We start from the raw sequence: 17,952 nt of genomic DNA on the forward strand, positions 1-17,952 counted from the left end.
CGGGTGCAGAAACCCACAGGGCCACGGGGTGGCGTCTCGCCTCCCGTGGCCTTAAGCTGCGGTGTCCCCTAGCAAAAAGGAGCGCCCATGCGCCGCCTGAGCCCCACGGCCACCGCCCTTGACGACGCGCACCGCGTGAGCGGCTGGCGCACGATCCGCAAGGTTGCGCCCTACCTCTGGCCGGACGGAGAAGCCTGGGTGAAACGTCGCGTGGTGGCCGCGCTGGCAATCCTCTTCGTGGCCAAGCTCATCGCCGTCACCACGCCTTTCTTTTACAAGGCCGCCGTGGACGCGCTGGCGCAGGATGGGGCCACGACCCCGGCCTGGATGCTGGCCACGGGTGCAGTGGGGCTGACGGTGGCCTACGGGCTGGCGCGGCTGATGAACGTCGGCTTTCAGCAACTGCGCGATGTGGTGTTTGCCCGCGTCGGCCAGCGCGCCCTGCGGCAACTGGCGTTGGAAACCTTCACCCACATCCACCGGCTTTCCATGCGCTACCACATCACCCGCAAGACCGGGGGGCTGTCGCGCATCATCGAGCGCGGCGTGAAGGGTGTGGAGTTCCTGCTGCGCTTCCTTCTGTTCTCCATCGGGCCGCTGGTGCTCGAACTCCTGATGATCTCGGTGATCCTCTGGTGGGTCTTTGACGTCTGGTATCTGGTGGTGGTGGCCCTCACCATCGCAGCCTACGTATGGTTCACCTTCACGGTGACCGAATGGCGCGTGCGCATCCGCAAGGAGATGAACGATCAGGACACGGACGCCAACCAGAAGGCGATCGACAGCCTGCTGAATTTCGAAACGGTGAAGTATTTCGGGGCCGAAAGCCGCGAGGCGGCGCGCTACGACGTGGCCATGGCGGGCTATGAGAAGGCCGCGTTGAAAACCAGCTACTCGCTGGCCTTCCTGAACTTCGGCCAGAGCCTGCTGATCACCTCCGGCTTGGTGGCCGTGATGGTCATGGCGGCGCTTGGTGTGCAGAACGGCGATCTGACCGTGGGCGATTTCGTGATGGTCAACGCCTATATGATCCAGATCACCATGCCGCTGAACTTCCTCGGCACGGTCTACCGCGAGATCCGGCAGGCGCTGGTGGACATGGGCGAGATGTTCGACCTGCTCGAACAGCCCGCCGAGGTGAAGGACAAACCCGGCGCGCCCGCGCTCAAGGTGAACGGGGGAGAGATCCGTTTCGATCAGGTGGAATTCGGCTACACGCCGGAGCGCCCGATCCTGAAAGGCGTCTCCCTCACTGTCGGGGCAGGGGAAACGGTGGCCATCGTCGGGCCATCCGGCTCCGGCAAATCCACCATCGGGCGGCTGCTGTTTCGCTTCTACGATGTTTCCGGCGGGGCGCTTTCGATCGACGGTCAGGACCTGCGCGACGTGTCGCAGGACAGCCTGCACAGCCAGATCGGCGTGGTGCCGCAGGACACCGTGCTGTTCAACGACACGATCTATTACAACATCGCCTACGGCCGCCCAGAGGCCAGCCGCGAAGAGGTCATCGCAGCCGCCCGCGCGGCCCGGATCGATACGTTCATCGAAAGCCTGCCGGAAGGCTATGACACCGCTGTCGGCGAGCGCGGTCTGAAGCTTTCGGGCGGCGAGAAGCAGCGCGTCGGCATCGCCCGCACCCTGCTGAAAAACCCGCCGATCCTGCTGCTGGACGAAGCCACCTCCGCGCTCGACACCGACACCGAACGCGACATTCAGGAATCCTTGCGTGAAATGGGGCAGGGGCGCACGGTTATCACCATCGCGCACCGGCTCTCCACCGTGGTGGATGCCGATCGCATCGTGGTGCTGGAAGAAGGGCAGATCGTAGAACAGGGCCGCCACGAAGACCTTCTGGCAACAGAGGGCCGCTACGCGCGCATGTGGCAACGGCAGGCCGCCGAAGCAGAAGACGCCGCCTGAGACGGGCCGGGTAGGGGGGGGCTCTGCCCCCGCCGCCTTCGGCGCCTCCCCCGAGATATTTTCAGAACAAAGTGGGGCAATTTTCTTATGGAAGACCCAAACTGTGATTTCGCGTTGGTGCTTTGTTGATGTCTGGTTGAAACATCTTGCTTTTCTGCGGGTTAAGGTTTTCCTGGGCGCATGGTGAAACTTGTCCTCCTGCATAGGGCTGACTCGATTTACGAGGACGAGCCCGATGTCGTGTACGACTTCCCGCGCCAATACCTGAAATCGGTTCAGGACGGGGTTGGCGACTGGATTGTCTATTACGAGCCTGTGAAAGCCGGCCCGCGCGGCTATTTCGCTGTTGCGAAGATTAGCCGGGTTATCCCGAAGCCTGGGGTAGACGGCCGTTTTCTGGCTGTGATCGATCCGGGCAGTTTCCTTCCATTTGATCGGGAGGTGCCCCGCCTGGTGGAGGGCCGCCCGCTGGAGTCCGCTTTGAGCAAACCGGATGGGTCGCCAGCGGTTGGCGGTGTGGTGCAATCCGCTGTCCGAAGCCTGCCGGACGCGGAGTTTGCCAGTATTGTGAACTTGGGCTTACCTCCGGAATTGGAGCAAATCGAGGCGACGCGATACGATCCGCAAGTGGCAGAACTGGCAGAGGGGGCGCAGCCCTTTGAGCGCCCGGTGCTTGAGCGACTCACGCGGCGTCCCTACCGCGATGTCGCGTTTCGCCGGAAAGTGCGGGACGCTTACGGCTACCGCTGTGCGATGTCTGGCCTGATGCTGCGCAACGGCGGCGGGCGGCCCGAAGTGCAGGCGGCACATATCCGGCCGGTGGAAAATCAGGGCAGTGATTCCGTGCGCAATGGGCTGGCTCTATCCGGCACGCTGCATTGGATGTTTGACCGGGGTTTGATCTCGGTTGCGGATGATTGCGCGACCATCCTCGTCTCACATAACAAAGTGCCAAAAGATGTGGTGGGCAGGTTGCTGCCATCAGATGGCCGGCTGGTGCGGCCAGTAGATTCACGAAACGCGCCGCATCCTGAGAACCTGCGTTGGCATCGGGAAAACGTGTTTGGGCGTTCATTGCAGGGCGAGGCGACGCCCTGGGCGTAGGGTTGTAACCGCCAAAGCTAAGGACGCCACAATGTGGGGCCCGATCATCTTGGTTGAAATATCCCGGGGTGCGGGGCAGAGCCCCGCTCGAACCTGTGTGCGGGGCAGAGCCCCGCGGGCTCTTTTGGGCGGCGCGCAAGCCCTGCATGAAGAAGGGCCGCAAATTGCGGCCCTTTCTTTGATCTATTCCGCTGCGCGCAGGGGCGGCTGGGGGGTGCTGTCTTCATTTGGCGCTTCCGCCTCTTGCTCTTGCGGCGCAGATGCCGGTGCGGTGCCTTGTGGTGCCGGTTTCGCAGGGGCCTCGGTGATCTCGGCATCCTCCCAGATGATCTCCGGGGCCTTGATCTTGCGGCTGGCCTTGTTCAGCGCCAGATCGCGGGCGGCGACGCTGTCGCGGCCCATGGAGAGGGCTTTCAGGCGCACGAAGGAGGAATAGGCCCCTGTGCGTGCCCAGACGCGCAGCGCCAGCAGCGAGGGGGTGAACACCAGCGTCAGCACCGTGGCGATGCCGAGGCCGAAGACCACGGCCGTGGCCAGCTGTTTCCACCAGAGCGCGGTGGGGCTGTCGATCGTGTAGCCGCCATTGGCGAAATCCAGCGACAGGCCAAACATCATCGGAGCAAGGCCGGCCATGGTGGTGATCGTTGTCAGCAGCACGGGCCGGATGCGATCCTGCGCGGTGCGGGCGATGGCCTCCAGTTGCGGCATGTAGCGCGAGTATTCCTGGTAGGTGTCGATCAGCACGATGTTGTTGTTCACCACGATCCCAGCAAGCGCCACGATCCCGGTGCCCGTCATGATGATCGAGAAGGTCTGCCCCATCACCATCATGCCGATGAACACGCCCGTCGTGGAGAGGATCACGGCCAGAAGCACCAGCACGGAATTGTAGAAGCTGTTGAACTGCGCCAACAGGATGATGAACATCAGCGCCAGCGCGCCGGCGAAGGCTTTTGCAAGGAAGGCACCGGATTCGGCCTGATCCTCGTTGTCGCCCGTCCATTCCCATTCCACGCCTTGCGGGAACTCAGCTTCGGTTTCCAGCCATTCGGTGAGCGTCGCGATGCGTTCTGTCGGCGTGATCACCTGACCGGCTTCGTTCTTCATGTCCGAGGCGACACCGGCTTTCACGTCGTAGTAACGTGATTGCTCCACACGGTCGATCTGGGCGAGTTTCGCCACAGGCTCGCGGGTGATGAAGTTCGACAGCGGCACGAGGCCGTCCTGCGTGCGCACACGCAAGCTATCGAGCGTGGAGAGCACGCGGTCTTCTTCCGGGAGACGCACGCGGATCTCGATTTCCTCATCCGAGGAGTCCACCCGCATCGTGTCGAGCAGGATGCCGCGCGTCACGAGCTGCACCATGCCGCCCACGGTGGCCACATCGGCGCCGTAGCGGCCGGCTTTGCGCACGTCCACCTCGATTTCCCAGTCGATGCCGGGCAGGGGCAGCGTGTCTTCGATGTCGGTCAGCGCGGTGGTGTCCTCGAACTTGGCGCGCACCATGAGGGCGGCCTCTTCGATGGCGGCGAGATCGTCACCCTTGATGCGCAGGTGCACAGGCTTTGCCGAGGCCGGGCCGTTGGAGAGCGTGAGGATCTCGGTCTTCACCGCAGGCACCGTCGCGAGCCGGGCTTCGAGCGCGTCCAGCACCCGATCACCGTCCAGCTCGGCGATGTCCTTGCGGTCTTCCCAGGGGATCATCTCGATCTGGATCTGGCCGATCGTGTCGCGCGGGGGCTGGGCGCCGCCGGTGTTGTTGTCCAGCCCGCCGTTGCCGGCAAAGGCAAAGGCGCTCTGGATGCCGGGGGTGCCAAGCACCACGGCCTCGACGCTGCGCAGGGCTTCGTCCTTCTCGATGAGCGAGAGGTTGCCGCGCTGGCGCACGTAGACGATGGCTTGCTCGGGCTCGGTTTCCACGAAGAATTCAACGCCGTTGTTGTTCTCGCCGAAGGTCGTGAACACGGCAACGACGAAACCGATCACGGCGGCGATCGTCAGAAGCGGCATCACCGGGTTGCCCGAGATGAAGCGGATCACCCAGCCAAAGGGCGAGCGGCGGAAGCCGGCCTGCACCTTCTTGGGCTTACGCTGGATCTTGGCGGCATCCAGCGTGATGGAGGAGAGCAGCCCACCCACGAGCATCATCAGCGCGCCGGGCAGCCAGACCATGCCAGCCGGCAGCGGGCTTTCACCGCCGAAAATGTAGCCGGGGTTGATCAGCTGCAGCGCCGCTAGGAAGACGAGGTAGAGCGAGGGCACCACGAAGAGCGCACGCACCAGCCAGGGCAGGGGGCGCAGGGCATTTGCGGCGCGTTCCAGCTGGCGCGAGCTGCGCCCGGCCACACCACCCACCACGGGCAGGTAGATCAGCGCCACCACCAGCGAGGCCGAAAGCACGTAGATCAGCGTCACCGGCAGCATGCCCATGAACTCGCCCGGCACGCCGGGCCAGAAGAGCATCGGCAGGAAGGCACAAAGCGTCGTGGCCGTTGAGGAGACGATGGGCCAGAACATCCGCTTGGCCGCCTCGGTGAAGGCGTGCATCGGGCCGACGCCCTCGGAGATGCGCTTGTCGGCGTATTCCACCACCACGATCGCGCCGTCCACCAGCATCCCCACCGCGAGGATGAGGCCAAACATCACCATGTTGGAAATCGTGATCCCGGTGGCGGCAAGGATGGCGAAGCAGAGCAGGAAGGAGGTCGGGATCGCGAAGCCCACCAGAAGGGCCGAGCGCGTGCCGAGGCTGCCCAGCACCACGATCATCACCAGCGCAACGGCGGTGAGCACCGAGCCTTCAAGCTGGCTCACCATGGAGCCCACCTGCACGGACTGGTCATTGGAGACGCCCACGCGGATCGCGTCCTGCAGCTCCTGCGGCCACTTGGCGCGTTCGGCTTCCACGGTTTCGGTGACCAGCTTGGCGGTGTCGATCACCGGGAAGCCCTTGCGCTTGGTCACCTGCAGGGCAATCGTCGTTTCGCCGTTGAAGCGCGCGGTGCCTTCGCGATCTTCAAAGGTGAGGTTGATTTCCGCCAGATCGCCCAGCGTCACCACGCGGTCGCCATTGGTTTTGACGGGCAGGTTGTAGATGTCCTGCGCCTCGTCAAAAGACGAGGGGATCTTTACCGCGAAAGCGCCGGTCGGGGTTTCGACCTCACCGGCGGCGATCAGCTGGTTGTTGTTGATCACCACGCTGATCAGCTCGGCGGCGGTGACGTTATAGGCTTCAAGGCGCAGCGGATCGATGATCACCTCGACCATCTCGTCGCGCTGGCCCGCGATCCCGGCTTCCAGAACCGGATCAAGGGCTTCCAGCGTTTCCTGAAGATCCTTCGCCACGCGCAGCAGCGTGCGCTCCGGCACGTCGCCGGAGAGGTTCACGATGATGATCGGGAAGGCGGAGAAGTTGATTTCGTTGATCGAGTATTTCTCGGCCCCCGCCGGGAACTCGGCTTCCACCGTGTTCATCCGGTCGCGCACATCGGCGATGATCTTGGTCTTGTCCCAGCCAAATTCGAACTCCAGCGCCACACCGGCATAGCCTTCGGCGGCTGTGGAGGACATCTTGTCGAGCCCGTCCAGATCGGAAAGCTCGGTTTCCATCGGCCGCACGAGCAGCTTCTCGGCGTCCGCGGCGGAGATGCCGGGGAAGGGGACGGAGATGAAGAGGGCCGGGATTTCGATGTCCGGCTCGCCTTCTTTCGGCAGGCCGACATAGGCCGTTGCCCCGGCGACGATCGACAGGACAATGAAGGCCAGGATCATGCGGGCGCGGCTTGCGGCCCAATCGACGATGCCCACCATCTTACATCGCTCCCTTATACGTGACCGCGAGCGGCACGCCGTCGATCACGTATTCCTGCCCCTCGACGATCACTTCAACCGTCTCAGGCAGGCCGGTGAGCCAGACGCCGTCGATGCTGTCGCGCAGCACCTGCACCGGCACGAAACCGGCCTCATTGCCGTTCACCACGGTGCGCACGCCCAGCGTGCCTTCGTTGTCCAGCGTCAGGGCCGATTGCGGCAGCAGGTGCGCAGCGGCCCCATCGGCAGAGACGATGATCTCGGCCGTTTGCCCGTCGCGGATGCGCAGATCGGGGTTGGGCACGGTGACTTCGACACGGAAGGTGCGAGTGGTGGGATCGGCCGAGCGCGACAGGAAGGTGACCTGACCGCCGATCTCAAGGCCGCTCGCAAGGCGGGCCCCGGCCATCGCGCCGACTTCCACCTTGTCCACCTGCGTTTCCGGCACGAAGCCGACGAGCTTGATCGGATCGAGCTGAATCACCGTGGCGCAGAGGCCACCGGCCTGCAGCAGGCTGCCGATTTCGGCGGCATCGGTTTCCAGCAGGCCCTCAAACGGCGCGGTGACACGCAGGCGCTCGATTTCCTTCTTGGCCGCTTTCAGCGCGGCTTCGGCGGATTGCAGCGTGGCGCGGGCAGAGGCGGCGCGGGTTTCGGCGGCATAGCCGCTTTCGGCCAGTTTGGAGGCGGCGGTGTTGTTGATCTGGGCTTCCAGCACGCGGGCTTCGGCCTCGGCGAGGCTGGCTTCGCGGGTGCCGATGTCGATCTCGCAGAGCAGTTGGCCCGCTTCCACGAAGGCACCCTTGCGCAGGGGCTCGCTGATCACCTGGCCGCCGGTCTCGGCGCGCACTTCCACCTGGCGCAGGGCCTCGGTCTGCCCGCGCATCAGAACGGCGTTGTCCACGGTTTCGGCGGTGGAGGAAATGGCCACGACGGAAATCGGCTTGCGGGCCTCTTGCGCGTCCCCGTCAGAACCGGAAGGCGCGTTTTGCGCGGCAATGGTGGCCGGGGCCTCGGGCTGCGCGGCTTCCGCCACAGTTTCCTCAGTGGCTTGCGCCGCAGTTTCTTCTGTGGCTTCCGCCACGGGCGCATCGCCGCCGGAGGCGAAGGCCACAAGCCGGTCGCGCTCAAGAATTGCCATATAAAGAACGCCCATCACAGCCAGGGCCATCAAAATCGAAACCGGTTTCATCTTGTCCTCTTTCGCGCCCCTCAAAATCTCGCGCGCTGTATCTGAGGTCAGGTAGGTGCGGGGGGATCGGAAGTAAACCACCCGGTGCGAATTTTCTGAACTGCCCGGTTCAATTCTATGCGGTGTTGCTTGAAAGGCAAGGTTTTTGCGCATCCCACCGCGCAGGCTTTCCGCGCTCGGGATGGCTTGCAGGCCTTGGCAGCCCGCAGGCTTCGCGCTAAGACACGCCAACACCACCGCAAAGCCGGTGCAAAAGACGTGGAGGCCCGAGTTGAGCAACGTTGACAATTTCATCGACGAGGTGACCGAAGAGGTCCGCCGTGACAACCTGCTGCGCATGATGCGCCGCTACGGCTGGATCGCGATCCTTCTGGCGGTGATGATCGTTGTGGGCGCGGCCACCAACGAGTTTCTCAAGGCGCAGGAGCGCGCCCGGGCCGAGGCGCTTGGCGATGCGATGATCGCTGCCGCGCAATCCTCCGAGGATCCGGCAGAGCGGGCCGCCGCTTTCGCCGCCATCGAAGCGGAAGGCGACGCCAAGGCCGTCACCACGCTGCAGGCCGCTGCCGCCCACCAACGCGCCGAGCAGGCGGGTGAGGCCGCTGCCCTTCTGGAAGGCGTCGCCACCGGCGGCACGGCGGGGCTGATCTACCAGCAGCTGGCCCAGTTCAAGGCGCTGATGAGCGCAACTGACCTTTCTCCCGAAGAGCGCCGCGCGGGTTTTGAAGCCCTCACCACGCCCGGCGCGCCTTTCCGCCTGCTGGCTGAAGAGCAGATCGCCCTGATCGAAGCCGAAACCGGCGAGACGGATGCGGCCATCGCCCGGCTCACCGCCATTCTGGAAGACAATGACACCAGTGCAGGCTTGCGCCGCCGCGCCTCGCAGTTGATTGTGGCGCTGGGGGGCGAGCTTCAGGCCACCTGACGACACTCATCCGGCCCGGCCGCGCGAAACGCTGGCCCTCCGGCATGCAACACGACGACTGACCCGGGAGGGGCGCGCAAGAATGAAACGTCACCTGATCTGCGCTTTCGGCATCACCGCGCTTCTGGCGGCCTGTGCCGAACCCGAAGTGATCCTGCCCGGCGAACGGATTGATCTGCGCGCCGAAGATCCCGCGCTTGCCGCGGCCCAGGCTGAAAACCGCGCGGCGGCGATCTCGCTGCCCGGTGTCACCCAGAACGCCAGCTGGACCCATCGCGGCGGCAACCCGAGCCACAAGATGCCCCATGTCGCCCTGCGCAGCCAGCTGACGCCGGTCTTCTCGGTGTCGATCGGCAAAGGCGACAGCCGCCGCAACCGCATCACGGCGGATCCGGTTGTCTCCAACAACCGCATCTTCACGATGGATTCCGAAAGCCGCGTCTCGGCGCACGGCTCCGGCGGCGCGCAGCTTTGGGCCACCGACCTGACCACCGGCAACGATGGCGCGGGTGAAGTCTCGGGCGGCGGGCTGGCGATCAGCAATAACATCCTCGTGGCCTCCACCGGCTTTGGCCGCCTCGTGGCGCTGGATGCCGCCACCGGCGGGCGGATCTGGGAGCAGCGGATGGAGACCCAGCTTGCCGGGCCTCCGACCATTCACAACAATATCGTCTATGCCGCCACGCGGGATTCCCGTGGCTGGGCGCTGGATCTGGCCAAGGGCAAGATCCTCTGGGAAATCCAGGGCGCGCCCAGCGGCGCGGGCATCGCGGGCGGCGCGGCCCCTGCGGTGAACAACGATGTGGCCGTTTTCCCGCTTGGCGGAATCGAGATCCTCGCAACCTTCCCGAAAGGCGGCGTACGCCTGTGGTCGGCTTCGGTGTCTGGCCAGCGCGCCGGGCAGGTGTTTGCGCTCACGCAGGACATCACCAGCGATCCGGTGCTCGATGGCAGCCGCATCTACGTCGGCAGCCAGTCCGGCCGCCTCGTGGCGCTGGACGCGGCAACGGGCGAGCGGATCTGGACAGCGCGCGAAGGCAGCCTGAGCCCGGTCTGGCCGGTGGGGGGCTCTGTCTTCCTTGTCAGCGATCAGGCCGAACTGGTGCGGCTCGATGCCAGCACCGGGGAGCGGATCTGGGGCGTGGAGCTTCCCTATTTCCAGAACGAACTCGCCGCCAAGCGCCGGGCCGTCTATGCCCATTTCGGCCCCATCCTTGCGGGTGGCCGACTGATCGTGGCCTCTTCTGACGGGGTGATCCGGTCTTTCAGCCCGGAAAGCGGGCAGCTTCTGTCCACGGTCGAGATCCCCGGCGGGGCCACCTCGAACCCCGCGGTGGCCGGGGGCACGCTTTATGTCGTCTCCTCCAAGGGGCAACTTCACGCTTTCCGTTAAGCGGGCTTTGCTGTAGAGGGGCGGCTTGATCTTTCCGGGAGTCGTCTCATGAGTTTCACGCTGGCCATCGTCGGCCGCCCAAATGTCGGCAAATCCACGCTGTTCAACCGGCTGGTCGGCAAACGGCTGGCGCTGGTGGACGATCAGCCCGGTGTCACCCGTGACCTGCGCGAAGGCGAGGCCCGGCTGGGCGATCTGCGCTTCACCGTGATCGATACGGCAGGGCTGGAAGAGGCCACCGACGACAGCCTGCAGGGCCGCATGCGCCGCCTGACCGAGCGCGCGGTGGAGATGGCCGATGTCTGCCTCTTCATGATCGACGCCCGCGCCGGTGTGCTGCCCACCGATGAGGTGTTTGCCGACATCCTGCGCAAGAAGAACGCCCATGTGCTGCTCGCGGCCAATAAGGGTGAGGGTAAAGCCGCGGATTCCGGCGTGATCGAAGCCTATGCGCTGGGGCTCGGCGAGCCGCTGCGGCTTTCGGCGGAGCATGGCGAAGGGATGGGCGATCTGCTCGCCGCCCTGATGCCAATCGCCGATGAGTTTGCCGAGCGCGAGGCCGAGTACACGCCCGAGACGGATGTGACGATCCCCGAAGGCGCGGGCGAGGACGGTGAGGATCTGGATTTCGACGCCCAGATCACCCCGCAAAAGCCGCTGCAGGTGGCCGTGGTGGGCCGGCCCAATGCCGGGAAATCCACGCTGATCAACCGCATCGTCGGCGAGGAGCGCCTGCTCACGGGGCCGGAAGCCGGGATCACGCGGGATTCGATCTCGCTGCGGACCGAGTGGAACGGCACGCCGATGCGGATCTTTGACACCGCCGGCATGCGCAAGAAGGCCAAGGTGCAGGAGAAGCTTGAGAAGCTTTCGGTGTCCGATGGGCTGCGCGCGGTGAAATTCGCCGAGGTCGTGGTGGTGCTGCTGGACGTGGAAATCCCGTTTGAGCAGCAGGATCTGCGCATCGCCGATCTGGCGGAGCGAGAGGGCCGCGCCGTGGTGATCGCCGCCAACAAATGGGATGCGGAGCCTGAGAAGCAGGAAAAGCTGCGCGAGCTGAAGGCCAGTTTCGAAAAGCTCCTGCCGCAGCTGCGCGGTGCGCCGCTGGTGACGGTCTCGGCCAAGACCGGCAAAGGGCTCGACCGCCTGCACGCCGCCATCCTGCGCGCCCATGAGGTCTGGAACCGGCGCGTCTCGACCGCGCGGCTGAACCGCTGGCTCGGCGAAATGGTCGAGGCACACCCGCCGCCCGCCCCCTCGGGCCGCCGCATCAAGCTGCGCTACATGACGCAGGCCAAGACCCGCCCGCCGGGCTTCGTGGTGATGTGTTCGAACCCGGAGAAGATGTCGGACAGCTATACGCGCTACCTTGTTAACGGCTTGCGCGACAGTTTCGACATGCCCGGCACGCCGATCCGGCTCTACATGCGCTCTCAGGCGGATGCGAACCCCTATAAGAACCGCAAGAAATCGACACCCTCGCGGCTGAGAAAACACCTCGGCAAGAAGCCGCACGGGGAGTGATGTGTCGCCTCCCGCTGGCGCGGCAGGCGAGGCCTCCGGCGGGGATATTTGTGGAACAAAGTAAAAGGCCCGGCGCGGGGAAGCGGCGGGCCTTTTCTCATTGGGGGAGGCGGGGCCTCAGTATTCTTCGATGCTGCCAGATTGCCAGGGCTGCACGAGGTTGCCGAAGCGGGTGAAGCGGCCCTCGAACGACAGCCCGACCGAGCCGATGGGCCCGTGGCGCTGCTTGCCGATGATGACCTCGGCCTTGCCGTGCAGGTTCTCCATCTCTTCCTGCCATTTCGCCATGGCTTCGAGATTGTCCTCGCCGGGCTTTTCCCGTTCCTTGTAGTACTCGCCGCGGTAGACGAACATCACGACGTCCGCATCCTGCTCGATCGAGCCGGATTCGCGCAGATCCGAGAGCTGCGGGCGTTTGTCTTCGCGGCTCTCCACCGAGCGCGAGAGCTGCGACAGCGCGATCACCGGGATGTCGAGTTCCTTGGCGATGGCTTTCAGGCCTTGGGTGATTTCTGATACTTCGTTCACCCGGCTGTCTTTGGCGGTGGCGGGGCGCACGAGCTGGAGGTAGTCCACGAAGAGCGCATCAAGCCCGCTGGTGCGCTTCAGGCGGCGGGCACGGGCGGCCAGCTGGGAAATCGGGAGCGCGGGCGTGTCGTCGATGTAGAGCGGGCAGGCCTCAAGCTCCTTGGCGGCCTCCACGAGGCGGCGGAACTCTTCTTCCGTCATGTCGCCGGAGCGCAGCCGGTGGCTGTCCACACTGGCGGCATCGGCGAGGATCCGGGAGGCAAGCTGCTCGGCGCTCATCTCGAGCGAGTAGAAGCCCACCACACCGCCCTGCACGGCCCCTTGGGTGCCGTCGGGCCGCGTGCCCTTCTTGTAGGTGCGCGCGATGTTGAAGGCGATGTTGGTGGCGAGCGAGGTTTTCCCCATCGAGGGGCGCCCTGCGAGGATCAGAAGGTCGGAGCGGTGCAGCCCGCCGAGCTTGCCGTCCATGTCCACGAGCCCGGTGGAAACGCCGGACAGCCCGCCGTCGCGCTGGTAGGCTTCGTTGGCCACATCCACGGCGGTTTTCAGCGCCGAGAGAAAGCTTTGAAAGCCGCTTTCGCTCTGGCCCTGTTCGGCCAGCGCGTAGAGCGCCTGTTCGGCCTCCACGATCTGCTCCTTGGGCTCGCTGGCCACATCCACCCGCTTGGCGCGATCGGCGATGTCCTTGCCGATGTCCATCAACTTCCGGCGTATCGCCAGATCGTAGATCATCTGCGCATAGTCGCGCGCCGCGAAAGAGGAGATGGCCGCACCCGCGAGCCGGACCAGATAGGCCGGGCCGCCAAGCTCCTTCAGGCCCTCGTCATCCTCCATGAACGCCTTGAGCGTCACCGGCGAGGCGAGGTTGTTCTTGGCGATCCGGGCGGCCGCGATCTCGTAGATGCGGGCGTGCACCGGCTCGTAGAAATGGTGCGGTTTGATGATGGAGGCGACCCTGTCGTAGATGTCGTTGTTCGTCAGGATCGCGCCCAGAAGTTGCTGCTCGGCCTCGATGTTATGGGGCAGGGTCTCTTCCGGACCCTCGCCTGCTTGCCCCGGTTGGAACGTGGATATTTCGTTCATTCTGCTCCCCACTTGCCCGTTGGAGGGCTTTGTGGCGCAGCCCGGGGCAGGTTTCAATCTGGATATCTGTGTGGATAGCCTGTGGATGCCGAGCCTACCACAAAATCTGGCGGAACGCGCCCCCGGGCTCACCTGTATTTCGGGGCAGCCTTGCTGACCGAAATGTCGAAAAACTTTTACAGGCCGCGCCCCGCCTGCGCCGGTTTGACGGGCTGGCGGGGGCTGCGGCGGGCGCGCGGCCGTTTAGGCGAGCGCGAATCGTCGCCTCAGCTGCGGGCGTCCTGCCAGGCGCGCGGGGCGTTCAGGAAGGCCTCGACCTCGGCGAGCGTCTCGGCGTCAAAGCTGCCGCGCGCGCGGGCTTCTGCCAGAACGTCCCACCAGGTGCAGAGGTAGTGCAGTTGCACCCCGTGATCGCCGAGCGTCTTCTCGGTTTCCTTGAAGATGTCGTAGTAGAAGATCACCGCCGTGTGTCCGCAGGTCGCGCCGGTTTCGCGGATCGCATCCACGAAGGAGAGCTTGGAGCCGCCATCGGTGGTGAGATCTTCCACCAGCAGCACGCGCTGGCCTTCGGTCATCACGCCCTCGATGCGGGCATTGCGGCCGTAGCCCTTGGGCTTCTTGCGCACATAGGTCATCGGCAGGCCCAGGCGCTCGGCCACGAGAGCAGCAAAGGGGATGCCCGCGGTTTCACCACCGGCCACGTTGTCAAAGGCCTCAAAACCAGCCTCGCGCATCACGGTGCAGGCCATGAAATCCATCATCGCGGCGCGCACGCGCGGGTGCGAGATCGGCGTGCGGCAGTCGATATAGGTGGGCGAGGGCTTGCCGCTGGCCAGCGTGAAGGGCTCGCGGGCATTGAAATGCACGGCCTTGATGTCGAGCAGCATGCCCGCTGTCAGGCGCGCGATGTCTTCTTTGGCGGGGAAGGAGGTCGGGATCATGGGGCAGCTCCGGTCAGAAGAGGTCAGGCGGTGACATGCCAGTGCAGCGGATGGCCCGGGTTAAACAGGGTGACGGGGCCTTCGCCGGTGGCGAGTTTTTCGGGAAAGGCGACGGGATCGCCCTTGGTGAGCGTGATCTCGGCTTCATTGGCGGGCAGCCCATAGAAGGCGGGGCCGTTGAGGGAAGCGAAGGCTTCGAGCCTCTCCAGCGCGCCTTCTTCCTCGAAAACATGGGCGAGGCAACTCATCGTGTTGGTGGCGGAGAACACCCCGGCGCAGCCGCAGGCGCTTTCCTTGTTGGGATCGGTGTGCGGCGCGCTGTCGGTGCCGAGGAAGAAGCGCGCCTCGCCGGAGGTTGCGGCCTCGCGCAGGGCGAGGCGGTGTTCTTCGCGTTTGGCCACGGGCAGGCAGTAGTAATGCGGTTTGATCCCGCCCACGAGGATGTGGTTGCGGTTGATCATCAGGTGGTGCGTGGTGATCGTTGCGCCCAGATCATCGCCCTGGCTGCGGGCATACTCCACACCATCCCGCGTGGTGATATGCTCCATCACCACACGCAGGCCCGGGGTGGCGCGGCGGATCGGATCGAGCACGCGCTCGATGAAGACGGCCTCGCGGTCGAAAATGTCGATCTCGGCATCGGTCACTTCGCCGTGCACACAGAGCGGCATGCCGATCTCGGCCATTTTTTCCAGCACGCCGCGCACCTTGTCGAAATCGCGCACGCCGGAGGCAGAGTTTGTGGTGGCGCCTGCCGGGTAGAGTTTCACGCCCGTCACCAGCCCGCTGGCATGGGCGGCGGCCACATCGGCGGCGTCGGTCTCTTCCGTCAGGTAGAGCATCATCAGTGGGGTGAAATCCATGCCCGCAGGCAGGGCGGCCAGAATGCGCGCCTTGTAGGCTTCCGCATCCGCCCCGGTGACAACCGGCGGCACGAGGTTGGGCATGATGATGCCCCGGCCGAAGTGGCGGGCGGTTTCGGGCAGGACGGCCTTGAGCATTGCGCCATCGCGCAGGTGCAGGTGCCAGTCGTCGGGGCGGCGGATCGTGAGCGTGCTGGTCATGGCGCCTGCGCTACACAAAATCGCCGCCTGTTTCCAGCCGTTTCGCGCAGAGGGCGGCGGCACGGCGCTTATCATTGGCTTCGCGCAGATGCGCCGCGTTGCCCAATATTTCCGCAATGGCGCAGATTTTCCGCATGCTGCGTCGCGGCAGTGTCACATTGGCCTTGTTTCCTGTGCCTCGGCAAGCCTAGCTTGCAGGCGAACCGGGGAGATGAGGCGAAAGCCATGCTCGATAGCAGCCAGATCCGAATGCAGCGCGCGGCGGGCCGTGCGGAGGTGGCGATTGCCGCCAAGGGCGGGCGCAATGCGCTGTGCCGCCTGCATCAGTCCGGCTCGGCCAAGGCGTTTCTGCCCAAGGTCCATGCGCCCGTGCCCGAGGTGGTGTTCCTGAACACGTCCGGCGGCGTCACCGGCGGCGATCGGATCGGCTACCGGCTGGAAGTTGGCGCGGGCGCGCAGGTGATTGCCACCACGCAGACCGCCGAACGCGCCTACCAGAGCAGCGCCGACGTGGGCGAGGTGACGGTGGAGCTTTCCGTCGGCGCAGGCGGCACGCTGGAGTGGCTGCCGCAGGAAACCATCCTGTTTGACCGCTCCGCCATGACCCGCCGCACCACGGTGGATCTGGCCGCGGACGCGCGCTTTTTGATGCTGGAAACCGTGGTGCTGGGCCGTACGGCCATGGGCGAGGTGATCGAGGATTTGAGCTTCTTCGATCTGCGCCACATCCGCCGTGAGGGCCGCCCGGTGCTGGTGGAGCCCGTCCAGATCGATGCCGCAGCCCTGGGGATGCGCAACCACCCGGCAGTGTTTGGCGGCGCGGTGGTACTGGCCTCTCTGATCTATGTCGGCGAAGGTGCCGAGGATATGCTGGGCCGGATCGGCCCCTTGCCCGAAAGTGCGGAAGTTGCGATTGCGGCCTCCGCCTGGGAGGGCAAATGCGTGCTGCGCTTTCTCGCCAGCGACGCCTGGCCCTTGCGCCGGGCGCTGGCGGATGTGCTCAATCGGATCCGGGGCAGGGCGTTGCCGCGGGTCTGGCAAATGTGAAGGAACGGAAATGAACCTGACGCCGAGAGAGAAAGACAAGCTTCTGGTGAGCCTTGCGGCCATGGTGGCGCGCGGGCGGCTCGCGCGCGGCGTGAAGCTGAACCACCCCGAGGCCATCGCGCTGATCACCGACTACGTGGTGGAAGGCGCGCGGGATGGCCGCTCGGTGGCCGATCTCATGGAGGCCGGGGCCGAGGTGGTGCGCGCGGAGCAATGCATGGACGGGATCGCCGAGATGATCCACGACGTACAGGTCGAGGCGACCTTTCCCGACGGCACCAAGCTTGTCACCGTTCACCATCCGATCCGCTAGGAGGCCCCGCATGTTCAAACTTTTCGCCACGGTCCACGCCTTCTTCGCGCCGCTGCCCGCGCTGCACCCGATCCCCGTTGAAACCAAACGGGAGCCGCGCCGATGATCCCCGGAGAAGTCTTCACCGCGCAGGGCGATATCCTCCTGAACGAAGGGGCTGAGGCGATCACGCTGACGGTCGCAAACACCGGCGACCGCCCGGTGCAGGTGGGCAGCCACTACCATTTTGCCGAGACAAACAGCGGGCTGTCGTTTGATCGCGACGCGGCGCGCGGGATGCGGCTTGATATTGCCGCCGGCACCGCGGTGCGGTTTGAGCCCGGCCAGACGCGTGAGGTGCAGTTGGTGCCCTTCGGCGGTGCGCGCAAAGTTTACGGCTTTAATCAGAAGGTTATGGGCGCGCTTTAAAGCGGCGCGGTCCCGGTTTTTGAAGAGGAGAGCAAAATGTCCCGAATGATGACCCCGGTCGAGTTCTGGAAGAACAGCGTGGATCTGTGGTGCATTGCCACCGAAGCCCAGATCGAGATCGCGCGGCAGATGATGCAGGTGACGGGGCTTTGGTCGCCCTCGTTCGGACAGGGCGAAAGCCTTGCCAAGAGCCTCTCGCGCAAGCCCGCACGGGCCAAACCTGCGCCCGTTAAGGCTCCTGCGAAAGCGGCGGTGAAAGCGCCGAAGCCGGTGGTTGCAGCGGCTCCGGTTGTCGCCAAGGCCCCGGCGGCACAGGTCGCGTCGCCTAAGGCCGAAGCCCCTGCGCAATCGCCCAAGGTTGCGCCCTTTCCGGAAGCCGAACTGAAGCCGACGCCCAAGCGCCGCGCCAAGCCCAAGGCAGAGGCCAAACCGGCCGCGCCTGCTCAGGTCGCAACGCCTGTTGAGGCAAAGCCTGCCGCTCCTGCCGCTCCGGCACCTGCCGCGCCCGCGCCCAAAGCCGAGGCGAAACCGGCGGCCAAACCGGCCCCCGTGAGGGCGCGCAAACGCAAGACCCCAGCGAAGGCCGCCAAAGCCCCGGCGAAGCCGGCCCCGAAAGGCTGAACCAGCCGCACCCGGAACGGCGCGCCTTTGGCCCGGCGCGCTTTCTGGCTCTAAAATACCCCGCCGCCCGGCTCGCTCC

Annotated in this window: 14 protein-coding genes; 9 read left to right on the top strand and 5 right to left on the bottom strand. The window is 65.2% G+C overall.

Annotated elements, in window-relative coordinates:
- Positions 1–87 precede the first annotated feature (87 nt).
- Both KVX96_RS09085 and KVX96_RS09090 read left to right on the top strand, forming a co-directional pair.
- A complete protein-coding gene (locus KVX96_RS09085; protein ID WP_314733105.1) occupies positions 88–1,920 on the top strand; it encodes an ABC transporter ATP-binding protein/permease in 1,833 nt (610 codons plus the stop codon).
- 180 nt (positions 1,921–2,100) lie between these two features.
- On the top strand, positions 2,101–3,024 hold the full coding sequence (locus tag KVX96_RS09090; protein WP_261194078.1) for an HNH endonuclease: 924 nt from the start codon (positions 2,101–2,103) through the stop codon (positions 3,022–3,024).
- A 183-nt stretch (positions 3,025–3,207) separates the two neighbouring features.
- Here KVX96_RS09090 and KVX96_RS09095 read toward each other — a convergent pair whose 3' ends face one another.
- Both KVX96_RS09095 and KVX96_RS09100 read right to left on the bottom strand, forming a co-directional pair.
- Positions 3,208–6,834: an efflux RND transporter permease subunit gene (locus tag KVX96_RS09095; RefSeq protein ID WP_261194079.1), complete on the bottom strand. Its 3,627-nt coding sequence runs from the start codon at positions 6,832–6,834 to the stop codon at positions 3,208–3,210.
- 1 nt (position 6,835) lies between these two features.
- Positions 6,836–7,990, bottom strand: a complete 1,155-nt coding sequence (locus KVX96_RS09100) for an efflux RND transporter periplasmic adaptor subunit (protein WP_409977094.1) — start codon at positions 7,988–7,990, stop codon at positions 6,836–6,838.
- Positions 7,991–8,297: 307 nt separating this feature from the next.
- Between KVX96_RS09100 and KVX96_RS09105 the strand changes: the two genes are divergently transcribed.
- The 3 genes from KVX96_RS09105 to der all read left to right on the top strand — a co-directional run bounded on the left by KVX96_RS09105 (position 8,298) and on the right by der (position 11,868).
- On the top strand, positions 8,298–8,951 hold the full coding sequence (locus KVX96_RS09105) for a hypothetical protein (RefSeq protein WP_261194082.1): 654 nt from the start codon (positions 8,298–8,300) through the stop codon (positions 8,949–8,951).
- Positions 8,952–9,033: 82 nt separating this feature from the next.
- A complete protein-coding gene (locus tag KVX96_RS09110) occupies positions 9,034–10,344 on the top strand; it encodes a PQQ-like beta-propeller repeat protein (protein WP_261194083.1) in 1,311 nt (436 codons plus the stop codon).
- Positions 10,345–10,392: 48 nt separating this feature from the next.
- Complete coding sequence (gene der, locus KVX96_RS09115) at positions 10,393–11,868, top strand: ribosome biogenesis GTPase Der (protein WP_261194084.1); 1,476 nt, start codon at positions 10,393–10,395, stop codon at positions 11,866–11,868.
- 117 nt (positions 11,869–11,985) lie between these two features.
- Here der and KVX96_RS09120 read toward each other — a convergent pair whose 3' ends face one another.
- From KVX96_RS09120 to pyrC, 3 genes are all read right to left on the bottom strand, one after another.
- The gene (locus KVX96_RS09120) at positions 11,986–13,479 is read right to left on the bottom strand and encodes a replicative DNA helicase (protein WP_261194085.1); all 1,494 of its coding nucleotides are present in this window, start codon (positions 13,477–13,479) and stop codon (positions 11,986–11,988) included.
- 266 nt (positions 13,480–13,745) lie between these two features.
- A complete protein-coding gene (locus tag KVX96_RS09125; protein ID WP_261194086.1) occupies positions 13,746–14,420 on the bottom strand; it encodes an orotate phosphoribosyltransferase in 675 nt (224 codons plus the stop codon).
- Between the two features lie 23 nt (positions 14,421–14,443).
- Positions 14,444–15,484 carry a dihydroorotase gene (gene pyrC / locus KVX96_RS09130; protein WP_261194087.1) on the bottom strand — a complete coding sequence of 347 codons (1,041 nt, stop codon included), beginning with the start codon at positions 15,482–15,484 and terminating at the stop codon, positions 14,444–14,446.
- 225 nt (positions 15,485–15,709) lie between these two features.
- Here pyrC and KVX96_RS09135 point away from each other — a divergent pair, with 225 nt between their 5' ends.
- From KVX96_RS09135 to KVX96_RS09150, 4 genes are all read left to right on the top strand, one after another.
- Entirely contained in the window at positions 15,710–16,531 is an 822-nt protein-coding gene (locus KVX96_RS09135; protein ID WP_261194088.1) for an urease accessory protein UreD, read from the top strand.
- A gap of 10 nt (positions 16,532–16,541) precedes the next feature.
- Complete coding sequence (locus KVX96_RS09140; RefSeq protein ID WP_261194089.1) at positions 16,542–16,844, top strand: urease subunit gamma; 303 nt, start codon at positions 16,542–16,544, stop codon at positions 16,842–16,844.
- Between the two features lie 102 nt (positions 16,845–16,946).
- On the top strand, positions 16,947–17,252 hold the full coding sequence (locus KVX96_RS09145; RefSeq protein WP_261194090.1) for an urease subunit beta: 306 nt from the start codon (positions 16,947–16,949) through the stop codon (positions 17,250–17,252).
- A 36-nt stretch (positions 17,253–17,288) separates the two neighbouring features.
- Positions 17,289–17,873: a hypothetical protein gene (locus tag KVX96_RS09150; protein WP_261194092.1), complete on the top strand. Its 585-nt coding sequence runs from the start codon at positions 17,289–17,291 to the stop codon at positions 17,871–17,873.
- Positions 17,874–17,952 lie beyond the last annotated feature (79 nt).

The organism is Pseudoruegeria sp. SHC-113, assembly GCF_025376885.1.
In the GTDB taxonomy this organism is placed as follows: Bacteria; Pseudomonadota; Alphaproteobacteria; order Rhodobacterales; family Rhodobacteraceae; genus Pseudoruegeria.

Bases quoted from the DNA above. Each gene is read 5' to 3' on its own strand.
- KVX96_RS09140 (WP_261194089.1), top strand. From the start codon at position 16,542: ATGAACCTGACGCCGAGAGAGAAAGACAAGCTTCTGGTGAGCCTTGCG.
- KVX96_RS09125 (WP_261194086.1), bottom strand. From the start codon at position 14,420: ATGATCCCGACCTCCTTCCCCGCCAAAGAAGACATCGCGCGCCTGACA.
- pyrC (WP_261194087.1), bottom strand. From the start codon at position 15,484: ATGACCAGCACGCTCACGATCCGCCGCCCCGACGACTGGCACCTGCAC.
- KVX96_RS09100 (WP_409977094.1), bottom strand. From the start codon at position 7,990: ATGGGCGTTCTTTATATGGCAATTCTTGAGCGCGACCGGCTTGTGGCC.
- KVX96_RS09145 (WP_261194090.1), top strand. From the start codon at position 16,947: ATGATCCCCGGAGAAGTCTTCACCGCGCAGGGCGATATCCTCCTGAAC.
- KVX96_RS09090 (WP_261194078.1), top strand. From the start codon at position 2,101: ATGGTGAAACTTGTCCTCCTGCATAGGGCTGACTCGATTTACGAGGAC.
- KVX96_RS09150 (WP_261194092.1), top strand. From the start codon at position 17,289: ATGTCCCGAATGATGACCCCGGTCGAGTTCTGGAAGAACAGCGTGGAT.
- KVX96_RS09110 (WP_261194083.1), top strand. From the start codon at position 9,034: ATGAAACGTCACCTGATCTGCGCTTTCGGCATCACCGCGCTTCTGGCG.
- KVX96_RS09120 (WP_261194085.1), bottom strand. From the start codon at position 13,479: ATGAACGAAATATCCACGTTCCAACCGGGGCAAGCAGGCGAGGGTCCG.
- KVX96_RS09135 (WP_261194088.1), top strand. From the start codon at position 15,710: ATGCTCGATAGCAGCCAGATCCGAATGCAGCGCGCGGCGGGCCGTGCG.
- der (WP_261194084.1), top strand. From the start codon at position 10,393: ATGAGTTTCACGCTGGCCATCGTCGGCCGCCCAAATGTCGGCAAATCC.
- KVX96_RS09085 (WP_314733105.1), top strand. From the start codon at position 88: ATGCGCCGCCTGAGCCCCACGGCCACCGCCCTTGACGACGCGCACCGC.
- KVX96_RS09095 (WP_261194079.1), bottom strand. From the start codon at position 6,834: ATGGTGGGCATCGTCGATTGGGCCGCAAGCCGCGCCCGCATGATCCTG.